This window comes from Bacillus sp. AM 13(2015) (genome assembly GCF_001518755.1).
In the GTDB taxonomy this organism is placed as follows: Bacteria; Bacillota; Bacilli; order Bacillales; family Bacillaceae; genus Bacillus; species Bacillus safensis.
The window spans coordinates 1-20,267 of the sequence record NZ_LKCP01000042.1 but is presented as its reverse complement, the minus strand read 5'-3'; the positions used below and the strand labels follow the sequence as shown (position 1 = coordinate 20,267).

Sequence of the window (20,267 nt, the reverse complement as noted above, 5' to 3'; positions counted from 1 at the left end):
CAAATCGGGCAGGTTGTCTGTATAGTCCAAAGAAAGAACAAGATCAGTATACAGGTGTCATCGGCATGTTCGTTGGCTGCCATGTACTAATCGCAGACGGAGAAAAGCGTAAATTTCATTCTCCTAAGAAAAAATATCAATCATATAACCTTTTATGATTGCGTATCTCCGGAAGTTCAGAACAGTATATTCAAAACAGGTCGGGTGATAGATGAACAATTGAGAGATTCTCATTTGTACATTTGTCAGAGAGCAAGTTACTGATTTGAAGAAGGGAGAACACTTGAATGGCGAAAGACGATGTAATTGAAGTGGAAGGTACTGTAGCAGAAACTTTGCCAAACGCAATGTTCAAAGTTGAACTAGAGAATGGTCATACAGTTTTGGCTCATGTATCAGGAAAAATCCGTATGCACTTCATTCGCATTTTACCTGGAGACAAAGTTACGGTAGAATTATCTCCATATGACTTAACTCGTGGTAGAATTACGTACCGTTACAAATAAAGCAACTCCGGAAGAAGGAGGTTGGAAACACATGAAAGTGAGACCATCTGTTAAACCTATCTGTGAAAAATGTAAAGTGATTCGCAGAAAAGGAAAAGTAATGGTGATCTGTGAAAACCCAAAACATAAACAAAAACAAGGCTAATAACAAGGAGGTGCCCAAATCATGGCTCGTATTGCTGGTGTAGATATTCCACGTGATAAGCGTGTTGTCATTTCTTTAACATATGTTTTTGGAATTGGTCGTACGACTGCGCAACAAGTCCTTAAAGAAGCAGGTGTTTCTGAAGACACTCGCGTTCGCGATCTAACTGAAGACGAACTTGGTAAAATCCGTGATATCATTGACAAACTTAAAGTAGAAGGTGACCTTCGTCGTGAAGTTTCACTTAACATTAAGCGTCTAATTGAAATCGGAAGCTACCGCGGAATCCGTCATCGTAGAGGACTTCCTGTTCGTGGACAAAACACAAAAAACAACGCGCGTACTCGTAAAGGTCCGCGTCGTACTGTAGCTAACAAGAAAAAATAAGTAAAGGAGGTAGTTAAAGAATGGCTGCTGCTCGTAAACAAAATACGCGTAAACGTCGCGTGAAAAAGAATATTGAAGCTGGAATTGCTCATATTCGTTCCACTTTCAACAACACGATTGTAACGATTACTGATGTTCATGGAAACGCAATTTCTTGGTCAAGTGCTGGTGCATTAGGATTCAGAGGTTCTCGTAAATCTACTCCTTTCGCTGCACAAATGGCTGCTGAAACTGCTGCTAAAGGTTCTATCGAACATGGTCTTAAAACACTTGAAGTAACTGTTAAAGGTCCTGGTTCTGGTCGTGAAGCTGCAATTCGTGCGCTTCAAGCTGCTGGTCTTGAAGTTACTGCAATTAGAGACGTAACTCCAGTTCCTCATAACGGATGCCGTCCACCAAAACGTCGCCGCGTGTAATTTGTTTGTATAGATTTTGTGTCCCTGTCAATAATGGGTTATGATACAGTTATTTATGAGACGAATACACGACTCGTTGCCTGAGCACATACGGGACTAAACAATGAGGAATTTCGGATGGAATCTCATATGATTCTATTCGAGGTTTCGACGTTTTGAAGGAGGGTTTTATTAGATGATCGAAATTGAAAAACCAAAAATCGAAACGGTTGAAATCAGCGACGATGCCAAGTATGGCAAGTTTGTCGTAGAGCCACTTGAGCGTGGATATGGTACCACTTTAGGGAACTCCCTTCGTCGTATCCTTTTATCCTCACTTCCTGGTGCAGCTGTAACATCGATCCAGATAGATGGTGTCTTACACGAATTCTCAACGATCGAAGGCGTGGTTGAAGATGTTACAACGATTATCTTAAACATTAAAAAGCTTGCACTCAAAATCTACTCTGAAGAAGAGAAGACGCTTGAAATTGATGTACAAGATGAAGGTACTGTAACAGCTGCTGATATTACACACGACAGCGATATTGAAATCTTAAATCCAGATCTTCACATCGCAACTCTTGGCAAGAATGCGAGCTTCCGTGTTCGCTTAACTGCACAAAGAGGTCGCGGGTATAATCCTGCTGATGCAAACAAAAGAGACGATCAGCCAATCGGTGTGATTCCGATCGACTCAATCTATACACCTGTATCTCGTGTGACTTATCAAGTGGAGAACACCCGTGTTGGGCAAATCACAAACTATGATAAATTAACACTAGATGTATGGACTGATGGAAGCACAGGACCGAAAGAAGCGATCGCTCTAGGTTCTAAGATTTTAACTGAACACCTGAATATTTTCGTTGGGTTAACTGACGAAGCTCAGCATGCTGAAATCATGGTTGAGAAAGAAGAAGACCAAAAAGAAAAAGTGCTTGAAATGACAATTGAAGAGCTTGATCTTTCTGTTCGTTCTTACAACTGTTTGAAGCGTGCGGGTATTAACACTGTTCAAGAGCTTGCTAACAAGACAGAAGAGGATATGATGAAAGTTCGTAACCTTGGACGTAAATCTCTTGAAGAAGTGAAAGCGAAACTAGAAGAACTTGGACTGGGTCTTCGTAAAGACGATTGACTAGTTTCATTGTGAACTAGGATTTTCGTGTGTTTTTTATTCATACAGCATCTCTAATTAAGGAGGGGACATCACATGGCATACAGAAAGCTAGGACTCACTAGTGCACAACGTAAAGCAATGCTTCGTGACCTAACGACTGATTTGATCATCAACGAACGCATCGAAACAACTGAAACACGTGCGAAAGAACTTCGCTCTGTAGTTGAAAAAATGATCACTCTTGGCAAACGCGGAGATCTTCATGCTCGCCGTCAAGCTGCAGCTTACATTCGTAATGAAGTAGCTAACGCTGAAACAAACCAAGATGCACTTCAAAAATTATTCGCTGACGTTGCAACTCGCTACGAAGATCGCCAAGGTGGATACACTCGTATCATGAAGCTTGGACCTCGTCGCGGCGATGGCGCACCAATGGCTGTCATTGAATTAGTTTAATCACATATCGTGTATCTAAGAAAGGGCGGGACAGTTCATAACTGGATCTATGCCCTTTTTTAGGTACTACGGCTTTTTTTAGGAATAAGCAAAGAAGAGGTTGAGCTGAGAGGAGGTCCGGTAGAGATGGGGAAGACATTAATTGACGTAAAGGACATTGTATTTCGTTATCACAAGGATGCGGACAAGCCCGCTTTAGATCAAGTGTCACTGCATGTGAATCAAAATGAATGGCTCGCCATTGTTGGTCATAACGGTTCAGGTAAATCCACACTTGCCCGTGTGCTGAATGGGCTCATTTTACCGGATGCTGGTACGGTCAAGGTTGGAGAGATTGAGCTCAAAGAAGAAAGTGTCTGGGATATTCGCAAAAAGGTCGGAATGGTCTTTCAAAACCCAGATAACCAATTTGTGGGCTCAACGGTTCGTGATGATGTGGCTTTTGGTTTAGAAAATAACGGGGTTGAGCGGGAATTGATGATAGAACGTGTAGATTGGGCTGTCAAACAGGTCAATATGCAGGAGTTTCTTGATCAAGAGCCGCACCATCTATCAGGCGGGCAGAAGCAGAGAGTCGCTATTGCAGGTGTGCTTGCCGCAAGCCCTGACATCATGATCTTGGATGAAGCAACATCAATGCTTGATCCGATTGGCCGTGAAGAAGTGTTAGAGACTGTTAGACTACTGAAGGAACAAGGAACAGTCACAGTCATTTCCATCACACATGATTTAGACGAGGCTGCCAAGGCAGACCGCGTCATTGTGATGAATGGCGGGAAGAAATTTGCCGAGGGAACGCCAGAGGAAGTATTTGAACTAGATGAACAGCTGGTTCAGATTGGACTTGATCTGCCATTCTCCTATCGATTGAGCAAGCAATTGAAGCAGCAAGGTGTGCCGCTTGCAAATGCCCATTTGACACAAGAAGGATTGGTGAAAGAGCTATGGACATTACGATCAAAGAATTAGAGCATCGTTATCAAATGAAAACGCCGTTTGAGCGTCTCGCTTTGTATGATGTCAATGCTTCCATCAAAGAGGGCAGCTATGTCGCTGTCATTGGTCATACGGGCTCTGGCAAGTCTACATTGCTGCAGCATTTAAATGGATTGCTCAAACCAACGAAGGGGAGCATTGCGCTTGGAGAGACAGTTTTACAAGCCAATAAAAAAGCAGAAGGATATGAAACCCCTCCGGAAAAAGGTAGGCATCGTGTTTCAGTTTCCTGAGCATCAGCTCTTTGAGGAAACCATCCTCAAGGATATCTGCTTCGGCCCGATGAACTTCGGTGTTCCTCAAGAGAAAGCAGAAGCGAAGGCGAAGGAGATGCTGAAACTGGTGGGTCTTCCTGAATCCCTATTATCTCGATCTCCCTTTGAACTAAGCGGTGGTCAAATGAGACGTGTGGCGATTGCTGGCGTTTTAGCGATGGAGCCAGAAGTGCTTGTGCTTGATGAGCCGACTGCTGGACTGGATCCACGCGGGCGGAAGGAAATTATGGACATGTTCTATGACCTTCATCAAAAGGCAAACCTCACCACGATCCTAGTCACACACAGTATGGAGGACGCCGCTCATTATGCGGATCAAATGATTGTGATGCATAAAGGGACAGTGAAGGCGACAGGCACACCGAGAGAGTTGTTTGACAATCGTACAGACATGTCTTCGTTTGGTCTCGACCTCCCGGAAACGATTAAATTCCAGCAGACTGTAGAAGAAAAGCTAGGTATTACGTTTCCTAGGCCGCTTCTGACCATGGATGAAATGGCAGAAGCCTTAACAGCTCTTTATCAGGAGGACACGACATCATGATGGATAGTATGATTATCGGCAAATATGTGCCAGGTTCATCCTTTGTCCATCGTCTTGATCCAAGGACAAAGCTGTTATCAATTTTCTTTTTTGTCTTTATTGTCTTTTTTGCTAATAATTACATCACTTACGGGCTTTTAGGTGTCTTTACCATTCTTGTGGTGATGGTTTCTCAGGTGCCGCTATACTTTATTCTCAAGGGAATGAAGCCGATCCTATGGATTGTCCTGTTTACCTTTATTCTGCATATTTTCATGACAAAGGATGGCGCCTTGCTATTCCACTTTGGTTTTCTGAAGATTTATGAAGAAGGTTTAAAGCAGGGGATCTTCATTTCACTCCGTTTTGTCTATCTCATTATGATGACGACACTTCTTACGTTAACCACAACGCCTATAGAAGTGACAGACGGAATGGAGAAACTGCTGCACCCATTCCGTAAAATCAAACTGCCTGTTCATGAGCTTGCTCTCATGATGTCCATCTCACTTCGGTTTATTCCGACTTTACTAGAAGAGACGGACAAAATCATGAAGGCACAAATGGCTCGAGGCGTTGATTTTACAAGCGGACCTTTAAAGGATCGCATGAAAGCCATCGTTCCTTTGCTTGTTCCCCTTTTCGTCAGTGCGTTTAAGCGTGCAGAGGAACTGGCGACAGCGATGGAAGCGAGAGGCTACCGCGGGGGAGAAGGACGGACGAAATACCGTCAGCTTGTCTGGGGTATGAAGGACACGTTCACGCTGCTTCTATTCATCCTGTTAACAGCGCTCCTTGTGCTGCTTAGAAATTAGGTGATTCCTAGATGAAGGTCAAATGTACTGTATCCTACGATGGGACACATTTTAAAGGCTATCAGGTGCAGCCAGGGCAGCGAACCGTACAGACGGAGATCGAGTCTGCCCTTGCAAGAATGCACAAACAGGATGAACTGATTCCGATTGTGGCTTCCGGCCGGACAGACAGCGGTGTTCATGCAAAGGGACAGGTCATCCATTTTGACACCCCGCTCTCGATTCCGATGGAGAGATGGCCTTTTGCTCTCAACAGCCTGCTGCCGGATGATATCCGTGTTTTAAAGGCTGAGGAGGTCGATGACTCGTTTCATGCCAGATTTGGTGTTGTTTCGAAGGAGTACCGTTATAAGGTCTCAACAGAAACACACCAAAATGTGTTCACGAGACAGTATGCCTGCCACTATCCTTACCGGCTGGATATCGATAAAATGAGAGAAGCCGCTGAGCACTTAATTGGGACACATGATTTTACAAGCTTTTGTGCGGCCAATACAGAGGTTCAGGACAAGGTGAGGGATATTTATGCCCTTGAGTGGAAAAACGTCTCAGACGGGCTTGAAATGCGTGTGAGAGGGAATGGTTTTTTATACAACATGGTAAGGATTATCGCTGGAACGTTGCTTGAAATCGGTTCTGGTAAATTTCACCCTGAGGAGATAAAAGCCATGCTTGCCGCCCGAAATCGCGAAGCGGCAGGCAAGACTGCGCCTAGTCACGGACTGTATTTATGGGAAGTTTTCTATGACAACTAAACCAGGTGTAACATGTTCTTGACACAGGAAGCAGAAAGTTATAAGATATCATATGGTATGTATTTCAACCCCACAAATAAGCCCCGGAAGACTTATCTGTGTTTTGAAATAGAACGTAGCATTTGATTCAAGGAAAATTCATTGATTTATTTAGGAGGGAAACTCATGCGTACAACACCAATGGCGAACGCAAGCACAATTGAGCGCAAATGGCTAGTTGTTGATGCGGCAGGCAAGACTCTAGGTCGTCTTTCTACTGAAGTAGCATCACTTTTGCGCGGTAAGCACAAACCAACTTATACACCACACGTTGATACAGGTGATCATGTCATCATCATCAATGCTGAGAAAATCGAATTAACTGGTAAGAAATTGACGGACAAAATTTACTACCGTCACACTATGCACCCAGGTGGTTTGAAACAAAGAACTGCTCTTGAGATGCGTACAAACTACCCTGAAAAAATGTTGGAGCTTGCTATCAAAGGTATGCTTCCAAAGGGTTCACTAGGTCGTCAAATGTTCAAAAAATTAAATGTGTACCGTGGTTCTGAGCATCCACATCAAGCACAACAACCTGAAGTTTACGAACTTCGCGGTTAATTATAAGGGAGGTTAACAATTTGGCACAGGTTCAATATTACGGTACAGGTCGTCGTAAAAGTTCTGTAGCGCGCGTTCGCTTAGTTCCAGGTGAAGGCCGTATCGTCGTTAATAATCGTGAAATTACTGAATACATTCCATTCGCTGCTTTAATCGAAGACGTGAAACAGCCTTTGAACATCACAGAAACAGCTAACAGCTACGATGTTCTTGTAAATGTTCACGGTGGTGGATTCTCTGGTCAAGCTGGAGCAATTCGTCACGGTATCTCTCGTGCTCTTCTAGAAGTAGATCCTGAGTACCGTACATCACTTAAACGTGCTGGACTTCTTACTCGTGACCCACGTATGAAAGAGCGTAAGAAATACGGTCTTAAAGGCGCACGTCGCGCACCTCAGTTCTCAAAACGTTAATCAATTTTATATTGTATGGACGTTTTACAAAGGTTTGTTACAGACAAACCTTATAAAAAAGCATCAGCATCCTGCTGGTGCTTTTTTATTTGTGTTTTTTTCTGTTTGGAAACATATAAAATAGGATCATAGCAAGGTTTCTGTTTAAAAAACGAAGTCTATGGAGGGTGTCATATGAATCTAACAACAGAAAGGTGTATCATTCGATCATTTTCTGAGGATGATTGGCATGATGTTTATGCATATACATCTGATCCGGCGGTAATGAAGTATATTCCGGAAGGTGTTTTTTCTAAAGAAAATGCGCAGGAATTTGTTAAAAATAATCGTCTTAAAGCAGCCAAGAATTTTGCTGTCATATTAAAAGTAGATCAGATATGCATCGGGCATATCGTGTTCCATCCAACTTTTGGTGAGCACACATATGAGATTGGCTGGGTTTTCAATCCTGCCTATCAAAACAAGGGCTATGCATCAGAAGCGGCTTATGCCGTTCTGCATCATGGTTTTTACACTCTGAACTTACATCGAATCATTGCGACTTGTCAGCCTGAAAATGTGCCATCGTGGAAAGTGATGGAGAAATTGGGGATGAGGAGAGAGGGGTATTTTAAAAAATGTATACCACAAGGAAATGAGTGGTGGGATGAGTGTTACTATGCCATCTTACAAGAGGAATGGTTCGTGAAGAGGGCTTGATCAGTTTTCATAGTATGAAATACTTTGATGAAAAAGCAGCTGATCAAATCTTATATGAGAACGCTCTTAACTGGTATTTTGGTAAGTGAAAACAGTCTTCCATCCATCATAGGAGGTGCTTTCATTGAATTTAAATCAATTGACATTTAGAGAAGCCGTGCAAGAAGACCTCGACAAAATCGTCTTCATGCTTTCAGATGATAAGTTAGGTCAAAAGAGAGAGCGTTACACTCGCCCATTATTAGAAAGCTATATCAAAGCCTTTCATTCAATCGAAGCTGATCCAAATATTGAACTCATTGTTGCGTGTGATCAGGAAGGAGCAGTTGGTGTTCTTCAGTTAACCATGACGCCATTTCTTACACATCAAGGGGGATGGAGAGCATCCATTGAAGGAGTTCGTACGGCTTCGAGTCATAGAGGAAAAGGAGTCGGTTCGCTGCTTATCAAGTGGGCCATTCAACGCGCAAGCGACCGCGGCTGTCATATGATTCAGCTGACAACAGATAAACAGAGGCCAGAAGCACGACATTTTTATGAGAAATTAGGGTTTGAAGCCACTCATGAAGGAATGAAGCTGCATTTGCCCCATGAATAAGGATATCAAGAAGCGGAGGATTCAAGAGCCTCTGCCTTTTTTGTGCCTTTATTTGAAATATTTGTTATATTGAATATATAAATCCTATTTTGAAAGGAGAAACATGTTGCAGAAAATCGGTTTAAAGGAAACAAAAGAAGACCTTTTGACATTTGTCACAAAAAACAAAAAGGACGTATCAGTAACAATCATTGAAAATGAAGATGTGGTGTTAGAGTGGAATGGTGATCAAAAAACACCACTTGCAAGTACGGTAAAATTAATGGTTTTGTTTCATTTTGTTAAAGCTGTATCCAGCGGTGACATCAAGCTAGATGAAAAAGTGGCATTGGCGGACATAGAGCGGTTTTATATTGATAGAACAGATGGCGGTGCTCACACATACTGGCTAGAGGTCAACGCTTTTTCTGAGCATGCAACTTTATTAGATGTTGCCAAAGGAATGATGCAATTCAGTTCGAATGCTTGTACTGATTATTTGATTGACTTGCTCGACTTAGAAAAGATCAATGATCAGATGAAACAAGCAGGTCTCACAGAACATGATGAACTCATTCCGCTGACCCCAAAGTTGTTGTGGCCTGCTTATGTATCTGATCATGAACAGGATGCATTAAAGCAAATGAGCGGTGTATCTCATGAACAATATAAATCTCTAATGAATGAGATTTTTAATATCATGAAAAATGACCCAGAGCATAAAAAGATGTTAGAGGAAAAAATAATGGAAAAGGACTTATTAAGCTTTCGTATTCAATCATTACTGACACAAAAGTTGACAAAGTCTACAACCAATCAATATGCACATTTTATGAAACGTCTGCAGGATGAGCTGTTAACAACAGAAGAAAAGGGTCTTTTTAGCCAAATTGTGCTGGGTGAAACATTGAAGACGGAAAAAGATCAATATATTTGGTATAAAGGCGGAGCGACATTGTTTGTTTTCACAGCGGCTTTATATCGAAAAACGGATATCTCATCTATATCCATTTCTCTTTTTATCAATGATCCAAAGGCGAAGAATTCTCACTGGATTGGGGAAGTATTCAACGAATTTATGCTTACTGCAGCAGTGGATCAAAACTTTCGACAACGTTTGATTCAGGCTATCACTACATAAACATCAAAAAACAGAGGGGCAAATCCCTCTGTTTTATTATTTCTGCATTGGAAACGCTTTGTATACATCTTGGCGTTTCTCTTTTGACTTCACAACTCCATCAACCAGTTCCTTTTGCCAAAGCGCTGTATCATCTTTGTACTTTTTAAAAGAGTGAGGGAGCTTTTTTTCTAGCTGTTTTCTTTTAAACGGGACGGACGGCTCATCGTTAGAGTTCATCTTGAGTGTTACTTGCTCTACATTATCGATAAGAATAAAAAGTGCGATTGCGTTGTATAAATACGTTTTTTCGATCGTGTCCTTTTGATCAAACCAGAAGGCGTCAAACTGTTCTTCTGTATAGCTGTCATTTTCTTTTGCCCCATATGTGACGTCTAATGCTTTTCCATCGATGATTTCAAATTCACGAATTACTCCTCCAGGAAGATTTGATAATATTTCACGAATGGCTGAATTGTCACCGAGATACGTGTTTTTGTGTTTTGAAAGTTGTTTTAAGGATATGTCTTCTATTCCTTTTATATCGCTCTTTTTCTCTGTGGCTTGACTGCTGCATGCAGATAAGACGACTGTTAATAGCAGCAGGATATATATCCATTTCTTCATTGATTTTGCCCCTTTATCATTCTTTCTATATTAAATGTCTATTTTATCACAATTTTCCATTACGATCGTTCACTGACCGTCATTTCCATTTACTGAACTGCATGTTTTGTTCAAACCAACGAACAATACAAAGAAAAAAGGAGTTCAGTCCATGGCAGAAGTGCTTTCATTTTATCAATTGAAAACAAAACGAGATGTCACGCTTGAAAAGAAGCTTTTGCGTACATTGTCTCTTCAACAAGTAACGGCTGCTTCCGAAAAATTCACGAAGAAGCTGTTTCCATTTGCAGATGATCCAGCTGGTATTATGAGTGATGGCTGTATCGATTTCGCCATTGAAGCTTTTTTAGCTGGCGGGAGGTACGGTGAGTCGAGTAAATACGGCGAATCGTTCGACAATATCAAGAAGCGGTCCTCTCAGGAGGAAACTGAGCTGATAGAAGAGCTGGCAGGATGCTTGCAATCTTGGGGGAATATGTTCCGTATGGAGCGGAAGATGTCGTGTTTGTATCCATCTGCGAAAGAATTTTTAAGCATGTGGTGGCAGGAAGGCTTTCGTGAATCAGAAAAAAGACACAAGCTTCGGCTGCACTAAGCATATTTCCAGCCCTTGTCCCATATCTATAAAATAATGGTGTATGGGAGGGACAGGGATGAAAAGAAAGCTGAAGTGGACAGGGTTTTTAATTGGGTTTATTGTCCTCTTATTCTTATTCAGGTTTCAATTTCTAAATGATGATTCGTGGAAATCGTGGAATTTGCCTCTAAGCGGGAAGATCATTTATTTAGATCCGGGTCACGGTGGTCCAGATGGCGGGGCTGTAGGAGGAGAGCTGCTTGAGAAAGAGATTGCGCTAGATGTATCCATGAAGATACGTGACTATTTGCAAGAGCAGGGAGCGCTTGTTCTCATGACCCGAGAGGATGATTCTGATTTATCATCAAAGAATACAAGGGGATATGCCCGGAAGAAAGCGGAGGATTTAAGGAACCGCGTCAAAGTCATCAATGAATCTGAAGCGGATCTCTATTTAAGCATTCATTTAAATGCGATACCATCTAACAAATGGAGCGGGGCTCAGACGTTTTTTTACGGAAAGTATGAAGAAAATGAAAAGGCAGCGAAGTTCATTCAAGATGAATTGCGCAGAAACCTTGAAAACACAGATCGAAAGGCGAAGCGGATCAACGGCATTTATTTAATGCAAAATGTCACAAAGCCAGGAGCTCTTGTGGAAATTGGATTTCTCTCCAATCCAAAAGAGGCTGGCCAGCTGGCAACACCTAAATATCAGGATCAAATTGCCGCCTCTATTTATAAAGGGATTTTAAGATATTTAACAGAGCAAAAAGAGCCGCCTGAATAAGGGGCTTTTTCCTTTTGATCGCAGGCAAACAGGACAGACATTGTAAGGATATGTATGATATACTTGGATTGTAAACGAATTCAATAAAGGGTGAGGTTCTGCTATGATCGGACAAGATGATGTGAGAAAACTAGTTGGGAAGATGGACGAACCTTTCCTTCATATACCGCTTGGTGAGCTGGATGCCATCAAGGAAATCAGCCTAAAGCCTGAGAAAGAGCATGTGAGCCTTAAGGTGGCTATTGCAAAAACAGGCACTGCTGAGCAGATGAAGCTGCAGCAAGACATCGTACAAGCCTTGAAATCAGCAGGCGCTAACACAGTAGGACTTCGTTTTGAGGAACTGCCTCAGGAAACACTTGAAAAGTTTATGCCATCACAAGAAGAGGAAGAAACCCTGCTTAACTCTAAAAACCCGCCTGAGTTCTTAGCGATTGCTAGTGGAAAGGGTGGCGTTGGTAAATCGACTGTTTCTGTTAACCTTGCTGTAGCACTGGCTCGTCTAGGGAAAAAAGTCGGGCTGATTGATGCTGATATTTATGGCTTTAGTGTACCGGATATGATGGGGATCACTGTCAGACCAACAGTTAAAGGGGAAAAAATTATTCCTGTGGAGCGCTTTGGAGTCAAAGTGATTTCAATGGGCTTTTTTGTTGAAGAAAATGCACCGGTTATTTGGAGAGGGCCGATGCTTGGAAAAATGTTAAATAACTTCTTCAACGAAGTTGAGTGGGGAGAATTAGATTACTTACTATTAGACCTTCCGCCTGGAACGGGAGATGTGGCGCTTGATATTCATACAATGCTGCCTAGCTGTAAAGAAATCATTGTTACTACACCGCATCCTACGGCTGCCTTCGTTGCAGCAAGAGCAGGCGCAATGGCACTGCAAACAGATCATGAGGTGCTCGGTGTCGTTGAGAATATGAGCTATTATGAAAGCAAAAAAACAGGTGAAAAGGAATACGTCTTTGGAAAAGGCGGCGGGGACAAGCTGGCTGAAGAGCTGCGTGTATCAGTCCTTGGCCAAATTCCTTTAAGACAGCCTGATTGGAATGAGGATGATTTCGCGCCTTCTGTCTATGATGCAAGTCATCCGACAGGAGAAGTGTATCAACACATTGCGAATAAAGTCATTGAACAATTAGCAGTGAAAGCATAATGAAAGCCCGAGTGGATGAATGCCACTCGGGTGATGTTTAACTGTCGCTTCCTTCGCTGCCTTGCGATCCGGAATCACTGCTGCTTTCAGATGCTGCCTTTTTGAGCTCATCTTCGAATTTCTTCTTATAAAGAGGGCTGCTTAATGTTTCCGTAATGACTTTTTCTAAGTGCTTTCTAAACTCTTTGCTTTTTACCAGTTCACCGTATTTCTTTTCCATTTCAGGATCCTTGAGAATATCCATCATCAGTTGTTGATAGTCAGGATCCTTCATTAACTGTTTTAACATCCTTTCATGCTGTTGCTGCATGGATTTTGCGAAAGTCTCGGCAAACTTAGAATCCTCAAAGACCTTCTTCCAGAACTCTTTGCCTTTATCAGAAGTCAGTGTTTTCTCTATCGTTTTTTTCACAGTTTGTTCATCCATTACCAAAGCTTCATTCATTGCCTCGTCATTTAATAACTGTTGAATGGCCTTTTTACCGTCATCTGTCTTTAATATATCGACGACCATTTTTTTTGTTTCGTCATAGTCCATATTAGATGAGGATTGGGTTTTGGGAGCACAAGCTGTTAGAGATAAAAGAAGAAAACAGCTCACTATACGCAAGATGCCTTTTGACATACTGTGGCTCCTTTCGTTACATGTCTTACTTTTAATATGAATGTTTCACGTAAATTTATACATAACAAAAATAGGGGTTGGATCAATTCAATGAAAAGTCGGGATTTAGTTCGTTTTTTCTTCTCTGTGCTAGCTGTTGGAGCGGTCATTACAAGCGTGGTAGGCTTTGCGCTGGAGTGGGGAAAATATCAGAAGCTTTTTATATCGTTTGAAATTCTAGAGATCGCATCTGTGTTGTTTTGGTTCATTGGTGTAGGGATGATCTTTAGTGTCATTAGCCAGATGGGGTTTGTTGTCTTCTTGACGGTGCACCGATTTGCGTTAGAGATTTTCCGGTCACATTCTTTATGGAATACCATTCAGCTGTTTCTTGTGATTTTTGTGCTGTTTGATTTAGCTTACTTGCGATTTTTGTTTTTCGGGGAGAATGAATCATTTCTTCCATACTTGTGGCTGCCTTTATTTATCGGTGTGTTTGCTTTGATCGTGGCTTACTTTAAACAGCAGCAGTCCTCTAAGAAAACATTTATTTCTGCAATGTTTCTCATGGTCGTCATCACGTCGTTAGAATGGTTCCCGGCGCTCAGAGTCAATGAAGAGGACTGGCTGTATTTAATGCTATTCCCGCTATTAGGCTGTAATGCGTTTCAGCTGTTAGCGATGCCGCGGTTTTCAAAAGCGAAAGCTACTTAACTTCCGATGACTTTGTTTTCGTATTGGAGATCAGTTCGCCAACCGTCACATTTTTTAAATGCTTTTCTTTTATTTGTTTCAAAATAGCAGGTAAGGCTTGAGCGGTTTGGGTTGCTGAATCTGAGGCGTGAAGGAGAACAATGTCTCCGCTTTTCATTCGGTCATTTACATTCTGAACAATCTGGTCGACCCCCGGATTCAGCCAATCCTGTGAATTAATGCTGTAATGAACAACGGTATAACCGTACTGAGTGGCAATTTTCAGTGCTGTTTCGTTAAACTGTCCAGTCGGCGGTCTTAATAGTTGAATGTCATCTAGTCCAAGCTTTTGAAATGTATTTTGTGCACGGACAAGATCTTGCTTGATCTCACTATCCTCAAGCTGGCTATAATTTTTATAAGCATAGCCGAGGCTTCCGATTTGGTGGCCGTCCTCCCTAATTTGTTTCACGATATCAGGATGACGCTCAGCCCAAGAAGCAGACAGAAAGAAAGTGGCGTTCTTTATACCGTACTCTCGAAGAACATTTAAAATAGGAACAGCCTTCTCATCCCCCCAGCCAATATTAAAAGTGAGAGAGACATGCTTTGATGAAGTCTCTCCTTTATAAATGGCTCGGGGTCCATGTTCAGTTTTAAATACCGACAGCGGCGGTGCCTTTTGTACATAAAAAAAGGTTGCAGCTGCAAGGGCTGCTACAAGAATAATGACAACTTGCTTCAGCCGTTTAATAGGCAACACATATAATCGACTCAATTCAAACACTCCTGCCTTGTCCAAGATTGTTACTTGATTGTATGCAGGACAAGGGTTTAAGATGCTTAATAAAACTATTTCAAAAAAAGTTTTGAAAAGGCGTTGACCAAAAGAATGTTTTCGTGATATATTATTAATCGTCGCTGACACACAGTGACAAACACAAAACGCTTCGGGAAATAAACTTGAAAAAAGTTGTTGACATAAGATGAAGCGAAATGTTATATTATTAAAGCCGCTAAGAACGGCGAAGATGATCTTTGAAAACTAAACAAGACAAAACGTACCTGTTAATTCGAGTTTTTATAAAAAATCCTATGATACTTCATAGGTAGTCAGTCAAACACTGACGAAAAACAAAACTTCGGTTTTGTACTTTTTCGGAGAGTTTGATCCTGGCTCAGGACGAACGCTGGCGGCGTGCCTAATACATGCAAGTCGAGCGGACAGAAGGGAGCTTGCTCCCGGATGTTAGCGGCGGACGGGTGAGTAACACGTGGGTAACCTGCCTGTAAGACTGGGATAACTCCGGGAAACCGGAGCTAATACCGGATAGTTCCTTGAACCGCATGGTTCAAGGATGAAAGACGGTTTCGGCTGTCACTTACAGATGGACCCGCGGCGCATTAGCTAGTTGGTGGGGTAATGGCTCACCAAGGCGACGATGCGTAGCCGACCTGAGAGGGTGATCGGCCACACTGGGACTGAGACACGGCCCAGACTCCTACGGGAGGCAGCAGTAGGGAATCTTCCGCAATGGACGAAAGTCTGACGGAGCAACGCCGCGTGAGTGATGAAGGTTTTCGGATCGTAAAGCTCTGTTGTTAGGGAAGAACAAGTGCGAGAGTAACTGCTCGCACCTTGACGGTACCTAACCAGAAAGCCACGGCTAACTACGTGCCAGCAGCCGCGGTAATACGTAGGTGGCAAGCGTTGTCCGGAATTATTGGGCGTAAAGGGCTCGCAGGCGGTTTCTTAAGTCTGATGTGAAAGCCCCGGCTCAACCGGGGAGGGTCATTGGAAACTGGGAAACTTGAGTGCAGAAGAGGAGAGTGGAATTCCACGTGTAGCGGTGAAATGCGTAGAGATGTGGAGGAACACCAGTGGCGAAGGCGACTCTCTGGTCTGTAACTGACGCTGAGGAGCGAAAGCGTGGGGAGCGAACAGGATTAGATACCCTGGTAGTCCACGCCGTAAACGATGAGTGCTAAGTGTTAGGGGGTTTCCGCCCCTTAGTGCTGCAGCTAACGCATTAAGCACTCCGCCTGGGGAGTACGGTCGCAAGACTGAAACTCAAAGGAATTGACGGGGGCCCGCACAAGCGGTGGAGCATGTGGTTTAATTCGAAGCAACGCGAAGAACCTTACCAGGTCTTGACATCCTCTGACAACCCTAGAGATAGGGCTTTCCCTTCGGGGACAGAGTGACAGGTGGTGCATGGTTGTCGTCAGCTCGTGTCGTGAGATGTTGGGTTAAGTCCCGCAACGAGCGCAACCCTTGATCTTAGTTGCCAGCATTCAGTTGGGCACTCTAAGGTGACTGCCGGTGACAAACCGGAGGAAGGTGGGGATGACGTCAAATCATCATGCCCCTTATGACCTGGGCTACACACGTGCTACAATGGACAGAACAAAGGGCTGCAAGACCGCAAGGTTTAGCCAATCCCATAAATCTGTTCTCAGTTCGGATCGCAGTCTGCAACTCGACTGCGTGAAGCTGGAATCGCTAGTAATCGCGGATCAGCATGCCGCGGTGAATACGTTCCCGGGCCTTGTACACACCGCCCGTCACACCACGAGAGTTTGCAACACCCGAAGTCGGTGAGGTAACCTTTATGGAGCCAGCCGCCGAAGGTGGGGCAGATGATTGGGGTGAAGTCGTAACAAGGTAGCCGTATCGGAAGGTGCGGCTGGATCACCTCCTTTCTAAGGATATATGGAGCAGGTACGTTTTCGTCTTGTTTAGTTTTGAAGGATCATTCCTTCAAAACATGTCTCTAGCGAGACAGGATTGTTCTTTGAAAACTAGATAACAATAAGTAATACATTCACATTGAATGCAATGCAAAGTTCATCACACATAGTGATTCTTTCTAAAGTAAGAAATGGTTAAGTTAGAAAGGGCGCACGGTGGATGCCTTGGCACTAGGAGCCGATGAAGGACGGGACGAACACCGATATGCTTCGGGGAGCTGTAAGCAAGCTTTGATCCGGAGATTTCCGAATGGGGAAACCCACTGCTCGTAATGGAGTAGTATCCATACTTGAATACATAGAGTATGAGAAGGCATACCCGGGGAACTGAAACATCTAAGTACCCGGAGGAAGAGAAAGCAAATGCGATTCCCTGAGTAGCGGCGAGCGAAACGGGAACAGCCCAAACCAAGAGGCTTGCCTCTTGGGGTTGTAGGACACTCTATACGGAGTTACAAAGGAACGATATAAGCGAAGAGGTCTGGAAAGGCCCGCCAAAGAAGGTAACAGCCCTGTAACTGAAATGTTGTTCTCTCCAGAGTGGATCCTGAGTACGGCGGAACACGTGAAATTCCGTCGGAATCCGGGAGGACCATCTCCCAAGGCTAAATACTCCCTAGTGACCGATAGTGAACCAGTACCGTGAGGGAAAGGTGAAAAGCACCCCGGAAGGGGAGTGAAATAGATCCTGAAACCGTGTGCCTACAAGTAGTCAGAGCCCGTTAACGGGTGATGGCGTGCCTTTTGTAGAATGAACCGGCGAGTTACGATCCCGTGCAAGGTTAAGCAGAAGATGCGGAGCCGCAGCGAAAGCGAGTCTGAATAGGGCGCATGAGTACGTGGTCGTAGACCCGAAACCAGGTGATCTACCCATGTCCAGGGTGAAGTTCAGGTAACACTGAATGGAGGCCCGAACCCACGCACGTTGAAAAGTGCGGGGATGAGGTGTGGGTAGGGGTGAAATGCCAATCGAACCTGGAGATAGCTGGTTCTCTCCGAAATAGCTTTAGGGCTAGCCTCAAGGTAAGAGTCTCGGAGGTAGAGCACTGATTGGACTAGGGCCCTACCGGGTTACCGAATTCAGTCAAACTCCGAATGCCGATGACTTATCCTTGGGAGTCAGACTGCGAGTGATAAGATCCGTAGTCGAAAGGGAAACAGCCCAGACCGCCAGCTAAGGTCCCAAAGTATACGTTAAGTGGAAAAGGATGTGGAGTTGCTTAGACAACCAGGATGTTGGCTTAGAAGCAGCCACCATTTAAAGAGTGCGTAATAGCTCACTGGTCGAGTGACTCTGCGCCGAAAATGTACCGGGGCTAAACGTATCACCGAAGCTGCGGACTGTTCTTACGAACAGTGGTAGGAGAGCGTTCTAAGGGCTGTGAAGCCAGACCGGAAGGACTGGTGGAGCGCTTAGAAGTGAGAATGCCGGTATGAGTAGCGAAAGACGGGTGAGAATCCCGTCCACCGAATGCCTAAGGTTTCCTGAGGAAGGCTCGTCCGCTCAGGGTTAGTCGGGACCTAAGCCGAGGCCGAAAGGCGTAGGCGATGGACAACAGGTTGATATTCCTGTACCACCTCCTCACCATTTGAGCAATGGGGGGACGCAGGAGGATAGGGTAAGCGCGGTATTGGATATCCGCGTCCAAGCAGTTAGGCTGGGAAATAGGCAAATCCGTTTCCCATAAAGGCTGAGCTGTGATGGCGAGCGAAATTTAGTAGCGAAGTTCCTGATTCCACACTGCCAAGAAAAGCCTCTAGCGAGGTGAGAGGTGCCCGTACCGCAAACCGACACAGGTAGGCGAGGAGAGAATCCTAAGGTGATCGAGAGAACTCTCGTTAAGGAACTCGGCAAAATGACCCCGTAACTTCGGGAGAAGGGGTGCTTCTTAGGGTGTTAAAGCCCCGAGAAGCCGCAGTGAATAGGCCCAGGCGACTGTTTAGCAAAAACACAGGTCTCTGCGAAGCCGTAAGGCGAAGTATAGGCTGACGCCTGCCCGGTGCTGGAAGGTTAAGAGGAGCGCTTAGCGTAAGCGAAGGTGCGAATTGAAGCCCCAGTAAACGGCGGCCGTAACTATAACGGTCCTAAGGTAGCGAAATTCCTTGTCGGGTAAGTTCCGACCCGCACGAAAGGCGCAACGATCTGGGCACTGTCTCAACGAGAGACTCGGTGAAATTATAGTACCTGTGAAGATGCAGGTTACCCGCGACAGGACGGAAAGACCCCGTGGAGCTTTACTGCAGCCTGATATTGAATGTTGGTACAGCTTGTACAGGATAGGTAGGAGCCTTGGAAACCGGAGCGCTAGCTTCGGTGGAGGCATCGGTGGGATACTACCCTGGCTGTATTGACCTTCTAACCCGCTGCCCTTATCGGGCAGGGAGACAGTGTCAGGTGGGCAGTTTGACTGGGGCGGTCGCCTCCTAAAATGTAACGGAGGCGCCCAAAGGTTCCCTCAGAATGGTTGGAAATCATTCGCAGAGTGTAAAGGCACAAGGGAGCTTGACTGCGAGACCTACAAGTCGAGCAGGGACGAAAGTCGGGCTTAGTGATCCGGTGGTTCCGCATGGAGGGCCATCGCTCAACGGATAAAAGCTACCCCGGGGATAACAGGCTTATCTCCCCCAAGAGTCCACATCGACGGGGAGGTTTGGCACCTCGATGTCGGCTCATCGCATCCTGGGGCTGTAGTCGGTCCCAAGGGTTGGGCTGTTCGCCCATTAAAGCGGTACGCGAGCTGGGTTCAGAACGTCGTGAGACAGTTCGGTCCCTATCCGTCGCGGGCGCAGGAAATTTGAGAGGAGCTGTCCTTAGTACGAGAGGACCGGGATGGACGCACCGCTGGTGTACCAGTTGTTCTGCCAAGGGCATCGCTGGGTAGCTATGTGCGGACGGGATAAGTGCTGAAAGCATCTAAGCATGAAGCCCCCCTCAAGATGAGATTTCCCATTCCGCAAGGAAGTAAGATCCCTGAAAGATGATCAGGTTGATAGGTCTGAGGTGGAAGCGTGGTGACACGTGGAGCTGACAGATACTAATAGATCGAGGACTTAACCTATATTCATTTGTGAAGCATGAACATTGTTATCTAGTTTTGAGAGAACATTCTCTCCATCAGGTTTGGTGGCGATAGCGAAGAGGTCACACCCGTTCCCATACCGAACACGGAAGTTAAGCTCTTCAGCGCCGATGGTAGTTGGGGTTCCCCTGTGAGAGTAGGACGCCGCCAAGCTTTTTGTTTATATCCTTCCAATGGAAGAAGTTACTTTATCAT

The 20,267-nt window shown here is 44.4% G+C and carries 21 protein-coding genes, 3 rRNA genes and 2 pseudogenes; 23 read left to right on the top strand and 3 right to left on the bottom strand.

What is annotated here, in order from left to right; translation table 11 throughout:
- Window positions 1-3 precede the first annotated feature (3 nt).
- The 16 genes and pseudogenes from AOQ70_RS19895 (at window position 4) to AOQ70_RS06155 (ending at window position 9,809) form a co-directional block, all read left to right on the top strand.
- A pseudogene (locus AOQ70_RS19895) lies at window positions 4-310 on the top strand (KOW domain-containing RNA-binding protein).
- Window positions 288-506, top strand: coding sequence for a translation initiation factor IF-1 (gene infA, locus AOQ70_RS06225; RefSeq protein WP_003217190.1), 219 nt, complete (start codon window positions 288-290; stop codon window positions 504-506). The pseudogene AOQ70_RS19895 and the gene infA overlap by 23 nt, the downstream one beginning before the upstream one ends.
- Window positions 507-537: 31 nt before the next feature.
- On the top strand, window positions 538-651 hold the full coding sequence (rpmJ, locus tag AOQ70_RS06220) for a 50S ribosomal protein L36 (RefSeq protein ID WP_003156543.1): 114 nt from the start codon (window positions 538-540) through the stop codon (window positions 649-651).
- Between the two features lie 21 nt (window positions 652-672).
- Window positions 673-1,038: a 30S ribosomal protein S13 gene (gene rpsM / locus AOQ70_RS06215; protein ID WP_003217023.1), complete on the top strand. Its 366-nt coding sequence runs from the start codon at window positions 673-675 to the stop codon at window positions 1,036-1,038.
- Window positions 1,039-1,058: 20 nt separating this feature from the next.
- On the top strand, window positions 1,059-1,454 hold the full coding sequence (rpsK, locus tag AOQ70_RS06210; protein WP_003217231.1) for a 30S ribosomal protein S11: 396 nt from the start codon (window positions 1,059-1,061) through the stop codon (window positions 1,452-1,454).
- 175 nt (window positions 1,455-1,629) lie between these two features.
- Complete coding sequence (locus tag AOQ70_RS06205; RefSeq protein WP_003217009.1) at window positions 1,630-2,574, top strand: DNA-directed RNA polymerase subunit alpha; 945 nt, start codon at window positions 1,630-1,632, stop codon at window positions 2,572-2,574.
- Between the two features lie 75 nt (window positions 2,575-2,649).
- Window positions 2,650-3,012 carry a 50S ribosomal protein L17 gene (gene rplQ / locus AOQ70_RS06200; protein ID WP_059375253.1) on the top strand — a complete coding sequence of 121 codons (363 nt, stop codon included), beginning with the start codon at window positions 2,650-2,652 and terminating at the stop codon, window positions 3,010-3,012.
- A gap of 126 nt (window positions 3,013-3,138) precedes the next feature.
- Window positions 3,139-3,981, top strand: a complete 843-nt coding sequence (locus AOQ70_RS06195; protein WP_008356549.1) for an energy-coupling factor ABC transporter ATP-binding protein — start codon at window positions 3,139-3,141, stop codon at window positions 3,979-3,981.
- Window positions 3,957-4,827: pseudogene (locus tag AOQ70_RS06190) on the top strand (energy-coupling factor ABC transporter ATP-binding protein). Before AOQ70_RS06195 ends, AOQ70_RS06190 begins: the two are co-directional and overlap by 25 nt.
- Window positions 4,824-5,621 carry an energy-coupling factor transporter transmembrane component T family protein gene (locus AOQ70_RS06185; protein WP_059375250.1) on the top strand — a complete coding sequence of 266 codons (798 nt, stop codon included), beginning with the start codon at window positions 4,824-4,826 and terminating at the stop codon, window positions 5,619-5,621. The pseudogene AOQ70_RS06190 and the gene AOQ70_RS06185 overlap by 4 nt, the downstream one beginning before the upstream one ends.
- A gap of 11 nt (window positions 5,622-5,632) precedes the next feature.
- Entirely contained in the window at window positions 5,633-6,376 is a 744-nt protein-coding gene (gene truA, locus AOQ70_RS06180; RefSeq protein ID WP_047203795.1) for a tRNA pseudouridine(38-40) synthase TruA, read from the top strand.
- Between the two features lie 165 nt (window positions 6,377-6,541).
- Entirely contained in the window at window positions 6,542-6,979 is a 438-nt protein-coding gene (rplM, locus tag AOQ70_RS06175; RefSeq protein WP_059375248.1) for a 50S ribosomal protein L13, read from the top strand.
- Window positions 6,980-6,999: 20 nt separating this feature from the next.
- Entirely contained in the window at window positions 7,000-7,392 is a 393-nt protein-coding gene (rpsI, locus tag AOQ70_RS06170) for a 30S ribosomal protein S9 (protein ID WP_039175996.1), read from the top strand.
- A gap of 174 nt (window positions 7,393-7,566) precedes the next feature.
- Window positions 7,567-8,091 carry a GNAT family N-acetyltransferase gene (locus tag AOQ70_RS06165; protein ID WP_059375246.1) on the top strand — a complete coding sequence of 175 codons (525 nt, stop codon included), beginning with the start codon at window positions 7,567-7,569 and terminating at the stop codon, window positions 8,089-8,091.
- 124 nt (window positions 8,092-8,215) lie between these two features.
- Window positions 8,216-8,689 carry a GNAT family N-acetyltransferase gene (locus AOQ70_RS06160; RefSeq protein WP_156417735.1) on the top strand — a complete coding sequence of 158 codons (474 nt, stop codon included), beginning with the start codon at window positions 8,216-8,218 and terminating at the stop codon, window positions 8,687-8,689.
- 106 nt (window positions 8,690-8,795) lie between these two features.
- Window positions 8,796-9,809 (top strand): serine hydrolase, encoded by a 1,014-nt coding sequence (locus AOQ70_RS06155; protein ID WP_372556299.1) that lies wholly within the window; start codon window positions 8,796-8,798, stop codon window positions 9,807-9,809.
- Window positions 9,810-9,845: 36 nt separating this feature from the next.
- Here AOQ70_RS06155 and AOQ70_RS06150 read toward each other — a convergent pair whose 3' ends face one another.
- Window positions 9,846-10,415, bottom strand: a complete 570-nt coding sequence (locus AOQ70_RS06150) for a DUF4825 domain-containing protein (RefSeq protein WP_059375243.1) — start codon at window positions 10,413-10,415, stop codon at window positions 9,846-9,848.
- A gap of 151 nt (window positions 10,416-10,566) precedes the next feature.
- Here AOQ70_RS06150 and AOQ70_RS06145 point away from each other — a divergent pair, with 151 nt between their 5' ends.
- The 3 genes from AOQ70_RS06145 to AOQ70_RS06135 all read left to right on the top strand — a co-directional run bounded on the left by AOQ70_RS06145 (window position 10,567) and on the right by AOQ70_RS06135 (window position 12,944).
- A complete protein-coding gene (locus AOQ70_RS06145) occupies window positions 10,567-11,010 on the top strand; it encodes a YbaK family protein (RefSeq protein ID WP_059375242.1) in 444 nt (147 codons plus the stop codon).
- A 58-nt stretch (window positions 11,011-11,068) separates the two neighbouring features.
- Entirely contained in the window at window positions 11,069-11,782 is a 714-nt protein-coding gene (gene cwlD / locus AOQ70_RS06140) for an N-acetylmuramoyl-L-alanine amidase CwlD (protein ID WP_034283867.1), read from the top strand.
- A gap of 103 nt (window positions 11,783-11,885) precedes the next feature.
- Complete coding sequence (locus tag AOQ70_RS06135) at window positions 11,886-12,944, top strand: Mrp/NBP35 family ATP-binding protein (RefSeq protein WP_059375241.1); 1,059 nt, start codon at window positions 11,886-11,888, stop codon at window positions 12,942-12,944.
- A gap of 37 nt (window positions 12,945-12,981) precedes the next feature.
- On the opposite strand, the gene gerD is transcribed toward AOQ70_RS06135, so the two are convergent.
- Window positions 12,982-13,569: a spore germination lipoprotein GerD gene (gerD, locus tag AOQ70_RS06130; protein ID WP_039176014.1), complete on the bottom strand. Its 588-nt coding sequence runs from the start codon at window positions 13,567-13,569 to the stop codon at window positions 12,982-12,984.
- A 90-nt stretch (window positions 13,570-13,659) separates the two neighbouring features.
- Here gerD and AOQ70_RS06125 point away from each other — a divergent pair, with 90 nt between their 5' ends.
- Window positions 13,660-14,262 (top strand): KinB-signaling pathway activation protein, encoded by a 603-nt coding sequence (locus AOQ70_RS06125; protein ID WP_047203789.1) that lies wholly within the window; start codon window positions 13,660-13,662, stop codon window positions 14,260-14,262.
- On the opposite strand, the gene pdaB is transcribed toward AOQ70_RS06125, so the two are convergent.
- Window positions 14,255-15,019 (bottom strand): polysaccharide deacetylase family sporulation protein PdaB, encoded by a 765-nt coding sequence (gene pdaB, locus AOQ70_RS06120; protein WP_024425619.1) that lies wholly within the window; start codon window positions 15,017-15,019, stop codon window positions 14,255-14,257. The genes AOQ70_RS06125 and pdaB overlap by 8 nt on opposite strands.
- A gap of 377 nt (window positions 15,020-15,396) precedes the next feature.
- On the opposite strand from pdaB, the gene AOQ70_RS06115 reads away from it, so the two are divergent.
- From AOQ70_RS06115 to rrf, 3 genes are all read left to right on the top strand, one after another.
- Window positions 15,397-16,944, top strand: a 16S ribosomal RNA gene (locus AOQ70_RS06115).
- A 181-nt stretch (window positions 16,945-17,125) separates the two neighbouring features.
- Window positions 17,126-20,051 (top strand): 23S ribosomal RNA (locus AOQ70_RS06110).
- A gap of 61 nt (window positions 20,052-20,112) precedes the next feature.
- Window positions 20,113-20,225, top strand: a 5S ribosomal RNA gene (gene rrf / locus AOQ70_RS06105).
- Together the 16S, 23S and 5S rRNA genes form the textbook arrangement of a ribosomal RNA operon.
- The last annotated feature ends 42 nt before the right edge of the window (window positions 20,226-20,267 follow it).

What these genes read in the sequence shown, in the direction of transcription:
- infA (WP_003217190.1), top strand. Translation starts at nt 288, where the DNA reads ATGGCGAAAGACGATGTAATTGAAGTGGAAGGTACTGTAGCAGAAACT.
- rpmJ (WP_003156543.1), top strand. Translation starts at nt 538, where the DNA reads ATGAAAGTGAGACCATCTGTTAAACCTATCTGTGAAAAATGTAAAGTG.
- rpsM (WP_003217023.1), top strand. Translation starts at nt 673, where the DNA reads ATGGCTCGTATTGCTGGTGTAGATATTCCACGTGATAAGCGTGTTGTC.
- rpsK (WP_003217231.1), top strand. Translation starts at nt 1,059, where the DNA reads ATGGCTGCTGCTCGTAAACAAAATACGCGTAAACGTCGCGTGAAAAAG.
- AOQ70_RS06205 (WP_003217009.1), top strand. Translation starts at nt 1,630, where the DNA reads ATGATCGAAATTGAAAAACCAAAAATCGAAACGGTTGAAATCAGCGAC.
- rplQ (WP_059375253.1), top strand. Translation starts at nt 2,650, where the DNA reads ATGGCATACAGAAAGCTAGGACTCACTAGTGCACAACGTAAAGCAATG.
- AOQ70_RS06195 (WP_008356549.1), top strand. Translation starts at nt 3,139, where the DNA reads ATGGGGAAGACATTAATTGACGTAAAGGACATTGTATTTCGTTATCAC.
- AOQ70_RS06185 (WP_059375250.1), top strand. Translation starts at nt 4,824, where the DNA reads ATGATGGATAGTATGATTATCGGCAAATATGTGCCAGGTTCATCCTTT.
- truA (WP_047203795.1), top strand. Translation starts at nt 5,633, where the DNA reads ATGAAGGTCAAATGTACTGTATCCTACGATGGGACACATTTTAAAGGC.
- rplM (WP_059375248.1), top strand. Translation starts at nt 6,542, where the DNA reads ATGCGTACAACACCAATGGCGAACGCAAGCACAATTGAGCGCAAATGG.
- AOQ70_RS06165 (WP_059375246.1), top strand. Translation starts at nt 7,567, where the DNA reads ATGAATCTAACAACAGAAAGGTGTATCATTCGATCATTTTCTGAGGAT.
- AOQ70_RS06150 (WP_059375243.1), bottom strand. Translation starts at nt 10,415, where the DNA reads ATGAAGAAATGGATATATATCCTGCTGCTATTAACAGTCGTCTTATCT.
- AOQ70_RS06145 (WP_059375242.1), top strand. Translation starts at nt 10,567, where the DNA reads ATGGCAGAAGTGCTTTCATTTTATCAATTGAAAACAAAACGAGATGTC.
- cwlD (WP_034283867.1), top strand. Translation starts at nt 11,069, where the DNA reads ATGAAAAGAAAGCTGAAGTGGACAGGGTTTTTAATTGGGTTTATTGTC.
- AOQ70_RS06135 (WP_059375241.1), top strand. Translation starts at nt 11,886, where the DNA reads ATGATCGGACAAGATGATGTGAGAAAACTAGTTGGGAAGATGGACGAA.
- gerD (WP_039176014.1), bottom strand. Translation starts at nt 13,569, where the DNA reads ATGTCAAAAGGCATCTTGCGTATAGTGAGCTGTTTTCTTCTTTTATCT.
- AOQ70_RS06125 (WP_047203789.1), top strand. Translation starts at nt 13,660, where the DNA reads ATGAAAAGTCGGGATTTAGTTCGTTTTTTCTTCTCTGTGCTAGCTGTT.